At 64.9% G+C, this 5,743-nt stretch carries 4 protein-coding genes; 3 read left to right on the top strand and 1 reads right to left on the bottom strand.

All coding sequences use genetic code 11. From position 1 onward, the window contains the following. Positions 1 to 325 precede the first annotated feature (325 nt). Positions 326 to 2,635 (top strand): heavy metal translocating P-type ATPase, encoded by a 2,310-nt coding sequence (locus QWZ14_RS08770; protein WP_290316254.1) that lies wholly within the window; start codon positions 326 to 328, stop codon positions 2,633 to 2,635. A gap of 41 nt (positions 2,636 to 2,676) precedes the next feature. Here the strand turns inward: QWZ14_RS08770 and QWZ14_RS08765 are convergent, their stop codons facing one another. Then, positions 2,677 to 3,033 carry a hypothetical protein gene (locus QWZ14_RS08765; protein WP_290316253.1) on the bottom strand — a complete coding sequence of 119 codons (357 nt, stop codon included), beginning with the start codon at positions 3,031 to 3,033 and terminating at the stop codon, positions 2,677 to 2,679. Between the two features lie 664 nt (positions 3,034 to 3,697). Between QWZ14_RS08765 and QWZ14_RS08760 the strand changes: the two genes are divergently transcribed. Both QWZ14_RS08760 and tnpA read left to right on the top strand, forming a co-directional pair. Next, positions 3,698 to 4,530 (top strand): IS5 family transposase gene (locus QWZ14_RS08760; RefSeq protein WP_290316252.1). Its coding sequence is split into 2 segments (ribosomal slippage): positions 3,698 to 4,076 and positions 4,076 to 4,530, totalling 834 coding nucleotides; the frame shifts between segments, so codons are not numbered across the junction. Between the two features lie 480 nt (positions 4,531 to 5,010). Next, a complete protein-coding gene (gene tnpA / locus QWZ14_RS08755) occupies positions 5,011 to 5,604 on the top strand; it encodes an IS66-like element accessory protein TnpA (protein ID WP_290316251.1) in 594 nt (197 codons plus the stop codon). Positions 5,605 to 5,743: the final 139 nt, after the last annotated feature.

Here is a 5,743-nt window from a genome sequence, read left to right as displayed (position 1 = left end):
CCTCTGCCACGCCGCATGAATGGCCAAACTCGAGCTTAGGACAGCGTCTCCCGGCAGGGGGCCGGCCTTCGCCCCGTTCGCGGAGAACGCCCCGAGGAATCGAGGCATTGCGACAAAACATGTCCGCCACCGTCTGACCGGTTCCCCGCTTGACCCTCTCACAATGGGAAGCACCACGTTGCGTCCGTAAGACCACAACCGGCCCGCCGAGGCGGACCATCGCGGAGACGGCACCATGAGCGGTCAGCATCACGGACAAGGGCAGCACGGGGGACACGGGCACCAGCATGGCCCAGGATGCAGCCACGGCCACGGGGACGCGGTGGTGGCCGACGCGACCCTGGTCTCCGATCCGGTTTGTGGGATGAAGGTCGACCCGGCGACCTCGAAACACCGCCTTGAGCACGGCGGAACCACCTTCCACTTCTGCTCGGCGGGGTGCCGGACGAAGTTTGAGTCCGATCCAGAGAAGTACCTGCAGCCGGAGAAGGCCGCCGCGCCTACGGTGGCGCAGAAGGCTGCCATCTACACCTGCCCTATGCACCCGGAGATCCGGCAGCAGGGGCCGGGCAGTTGCCCCATCTGCGGCATGGCGCTCGAACCGCTGGAGGTGACCGCCGAGGCTGCCCCAAACCACGAGCTCGCCGACATGACCCGGCGGTTCTGGATTGGGCTGGCGCTCACCGTCCCGGTCGTCGTCCTGGAGATGGGCGCCCATTTTCCGGGCCTGAACCTACACCATTTTGTTCCGCCAAAGATCTCGGTCTGGATCCAGTTCCTGCTTGGGACGCCGGTGGTGCTCTGGGCCGGGTGGCCGTTCTTCGTCCGCGGCTGGCAGTCGGTGGTGAACCGCAGCCTCAACATGTTCAGCCTGATCGCAATCGGTACGGGCGCCGCTTACCTCTACAGCCTGGTCGCGACCTTCGCGCCAGGCATCTTCCCCGAGGGCTTCCAGGGCATGGACGGCACGGTCGCGGTCTACTTCGAGGCGGCGGCTGTCATCACCGTCCTCGTCCTGCTCGGCCAGGTGCTGGAGTTGCGGGCGCGCGAGGCGACTGGCGGCGCCATCCGCGCTCTGCTGAACATGGCGCCCAAGACCGCCCGCCGGATCCAGCTGGATGGCTCAGACGAGGAGATCGCGCTGGCGGACGTGCAGGTCGGCGACCGACTGCGCGTGCGGCCAGGCGAAAGCGTGCCGGTGGACGGCGAGGTGCTGGAGGGCGGCGGCGCCGTGGACGAGTCCATGGTCACCGGCGAATCCCTTCCCGTCGAGAAGGCGCCTGGCGCCAAGGTCATCGGCGCCACGGTGAACGGCACCGGCTCGCTGATCATGCGGGCGGACAAGGTCGGCTCCGACACCATGCTGTCGCGCATCGTCGCCATGGTCGCGGAGGCCCAGCGTAGCCGGGCGCCCATCCAGCGCATGGCTGACACCGTGGCGGGCTGGTTCGTCCCGGCGGTTATCGCCGTGGCCGTCCTGGCCTTCGTCGCCTGGGCCGTCTGGGGACCAAGCCCGGCGCTCTCCTATGCCCTGATCGCCGCCGTCTCCGTGCTCATCATCGCCTGCCCTTGTGCCCTCGGGCTGGCTACGCCGATGTCGATCATGGTCGGCGTCGGCAAGGGCGCCGGTGTGGGCGTGCTCATTAAATCCGCTGAGGCGCTGGAGCACATGGAGAAAGTTGACACGCTGGTTGTGGACAAGACCGGCACCCTGACCGAGGGCAAGCCCAAGGTCGTGGCCGTGGTCCCGGCGCCGGGGCTGACCGAGGATGAGGTGCTGCCGCTCGCGGCAAGCCTGGAGCGGTCCAGCGAGCATCCGCTAGCGGCCGCTATCGTCGCTGCGGCCAAGGAGCGGGGCATGACCTTCGAAGAACCGGCGGACTTCGCATCCGTCACCGGCAAGGGCGTGACCGGCACAGTCGGTGGGCGCCGCGTGGCGCTGGGCAACGCGCGGCTGATGCAGGAACTTGGGGTCGACCTGGGCACCCTGGCTGCCAAAGCCGACGAGCTGCGGCGGGAAGGTGGCACGGCGCTGTTCCTGGCCGTGGACGGTGGACCGGGCGGCGTCATCGCTGTAGCCGACCCTGTCAAGCAAACCACGCCTGCCGCGCTAGCAAGCCTCCGCGCCGAGGGCATCCACATCGTCATGCTGACTGGCGACAATAAGACCACCGCGGAAGCGGTCGCGCGGAAGCTCGGCATCGATGAGTTTCAGGGTGACGTGCTACCCGAGGACAAGCATCGCATTGTCCGGGAACTCAGGGCTAAGGGGAAGGTCGTCGCCATGGCTGGAGATGGCGTGAATGACGCCCCAGCACTCGCCGAAGCCGATGTTGGCATCGCCATGGGTACCGGGACGGATGTCGCCATGCAGAGTGCTGGCGTAACCTTGGTGAAGGGGGATTTGGCAGGTATCGCGCGAGCACGGATACTGTCGCGTGCGGTGATGCGGAACATCCGGCAGAACCTGTTCTTCGCCTTCATCTACAACGCGGCTGGAATTCCGCTCGCGGCAGGCGTGCTTTATCCGTTCCTCGGCATCCTGCTCAGCCCGATCGTCGCCGCGTTGGCCATGGCGCTGAGTTCGGTGTCCGTCATTGGCAACTCGCTGCGCCTACGAGCGGTGCGGCTGTAGCGTGGTCTTGGGGAGCGGCCCAGGCCGCTCCCCGCAATCCCTTAGTGCCTATGCTGGGCTGCGCCGCCGGACTTAGCACCCGCTGTGCCCTGCTGCATCTGGTCGCAGTGCGCCATCATCGCCTGCATGTCGGAGCTCATGGTGGAGCCCGGCCGCATTTGCTGACGCATCTGGGCGCAATGGGCCATCATCTGCTCCATGTTCATGCCGGACATGTTGTGTCCCTGCGTGCCTGACATCCCCGACATGTTGTGGCCTGCCATGCCCTGCGAGCCCATCCCCGACATTCCTCCAGCCGGCCGGGCGGGCGGCGGGCTCTGCTGCTGGGCGCATGCCGCGAGCGAGAGGCCCAGCATCAGCGCGAGTCCAGTGTGGCGAAGCGTCTTGGTTTTAATCATCCCAGCGTGTCTCCTTAGTTGTAGTGTCCGCCGTTATCAGTCGGCTGCAACGCGAGCGGGTGCCGATGCCGCGCCTCGTTACAGGACACAGCATTGTATCTGGGAATATGCCGGGTGCCTCCGTTTGGAATGTGCTTCTATTGTGACAAAGTATGAAAGCGGCCCTTGACCCTCCCACTAGGGCAGGCCCCACCTTCAGAGGCGCCCATCGTGACCTAGGGAAAGTTCGCCGATGTTGAACGCACTGCAACTCGAGGATCAGGTTTTGGCCGCTCTCGAGCGTGCCCTCCAGGAGCGACGCTTGGACGTCGCCGAGCATCTGCTGCGCGCTATAGAGGTGCTGTGCGTAGACCTGTCGCCGGGCTCACCCCTGACGCACGCCTATTCCTGCCTCGCACAACAGCCAGTGCTGAGTAAGCAACCAAGTTAAAAGACAAGGCTACGACAGGACGTGCTCTCTATGCGAACCAAACAGCCGCCTAAATATAGGGTCTTGTCCGAGGTTTGAACACATCCTGACTTTCGGTTAGTCGGCCGGGGCGGTTTTAAGAAGAACAGAAGCAAAATGTCGCATGGCCAGCTAAGTGTCCGTCCAAGATCATGTTGAATCCTGGGAGTCGCTTGTGATTCCATATCGGATGCCCTGCTTCGCTGGAGCCGCCCGATGTGGACTGCTGAGAACCGCGCCCGCTATGACCGCAGCAAGCTGCGCTATCCCAGCGACCTGACGGACGCGGAGTGGGAACTGGCCCGGCGTGAGATTCCGCGTGCCAAGCGGGGCGGGAACAAGCGCACGGTGAATGAGCGCGAGGTGCTGAACGGGTTGATGTATGTGCTTGGCACCGGCTGCCAATGGCGGGCGATCCCGAAGGACCTGCCGCCGCGCAGTACGGTCAACTTCTACTTCTGTCGCTGGCAGCACGACGGCACACTCGATCGGTTGCACCACGCACTTTACGTGCGCTGCCGCGAACAGGCGGGCCGCGAGGCCAGCCCGACCGCTGCCATCATCGACAGCCAAAGCGTCAAGAGCGCAGAAAAGGGGGAGCGTCGATCGATCGGCCAGGCTTCGATGGCGGCAAGAAGATCAAAGGCAAGAAGCGGCACGTCCTCGTCGATACGCAAGGCTTGCTGATGCAGGCCATCGTGCATGCGGCCGATATCCAGGACCGCGATGGCGGGGTGTTGCTCATGGCGACGCTGTTCGGGATGTACCCCTTCTTGCTCAAGCTCTACGCCGACGCCGGCTACCAGGGGCCGAAGTTTCAGGCAGGCATGGCCCGCGTCTGCCGCGCTGTGAACGTCGAGATCGTCAGGCGCTGCGACAGCGGCAGGTTCGTCGTGCTGCCAAAAAGGTGGATTGTGGAGCGCACCATCGCTTGGTTGAACCGCTGCCGACGCCTCAGCAAGGACTGGGAGTGCCTCAACCGGAACGCCCTGGCATTCCTCCGCTGGGCGTCAGTTCGCCTGATGCTGCGAAGACTCTGCCAAAACTAAGAATGATCTTGGACGGACTTTAACGCATCATAATGAATATGACCATACCAAAGTCCGGCTCGTGAACCCCTAACCATCATTGAAGCGAGACAATAAGGTAGGCCTTAGTGGCACTACAAGTTAGCGGTGAGGACGGTGACGTAAGAGGACCTCAACCGAGGCAGCGGGTCAGCAAGGAGCGGCTCGATCGCCTCCTTCTCAATCCCGCCTTGTCGCAGGCACTGCTCGAGGATCTCGGCTACAGCAGTGCTCACAAAGCGGCGCGCGAGATGGCACGCGGCCTGCTCGGCGCCGGATGGATCGCCTACCGAGGGCGTCTTCCATTCGTTGGTCGTAAGCGCAGCTTCGGGACCCTTGGTACCGGCGCTTGATGATCAGTACGCCTACGGTGACGGCCGCCTTCCGGCGATGGGTTGAACCTGTCTTCTGATCTTATCGACGCTCGTAGGAGCGTTGCTAAGGACGGGGGCGGTTTGGGGCATGGAGATCATCAGCGGCGTTGAGCGCCGGCGGCAATGGCGGGTTGTGGACAAGCTGCGGATCGTGGCGGAGGCGGAGCGTCCCGGCGCATGCTTCGTCGAGGTGGCCCGGCGGCACGAGGTGAGCCGGAGCGTGCTGTGGGCTTGGCGCAAGCAGGCGCGGCAGGGTGTGCTGGTGGCCGAGCCTGCCGCGATGTTCATGCCGCTGCAGGTGGCAACGGATCTACCGGCGCCGATCGCTCGAGATGACGCTGCATCGGCCGTTCCGCCAACTTCCGGTTCGGCCAGCATTGGCCGGATCGAGATAGCCTTGCCGGACGGCACGGTGATCCGCGTTGACGAGGCGATCGGCGCCGCGGCGTTGCGGCGTGTCGTGACGGTGCTGCGNGGCCGCCGCGGCGACCTGGTGAAAATCGTCTGGCATGACGGCCTGGGCATGTCGCTCTACGCCAAGCGGCTGGAACGCGGGCGGTTCATCTGGCCTTCGCCGGCGGACGGTTCGGTGGTCATCTCGGCGTCGCAGCTGGCCTATATGCTGGACGGCATCGACTGGCGCAATCCGCAGCGCACCTGGCGGCCGGAGATCGCCGGATAGGGCTGGCGAAACAGCGCGACGCGTGATTCAATTCCGGCGTGATGGCAGCGCCGGATGACACACCCGACGATATCGACGCGCTACGCGCCGCGCTGGCGGTCGAACAGGTGGCGCGGCGTGAGGCCGAGGCCCGCGCCTC

This window comes from Paeniroseomonas aquatica (genome assembly GCF_030409335.1).
In the GTDB taxonomy this organism is placed as follows: Bacteria; Pseudomonadota; Alphaproteobacteria; order Acetobacterales; family Acetobacteraceae; genus Belnapia; species Belnapia aquatica.
This window is presented reverse-complemented; position numbering and strand designations above follow the sequence as displayed.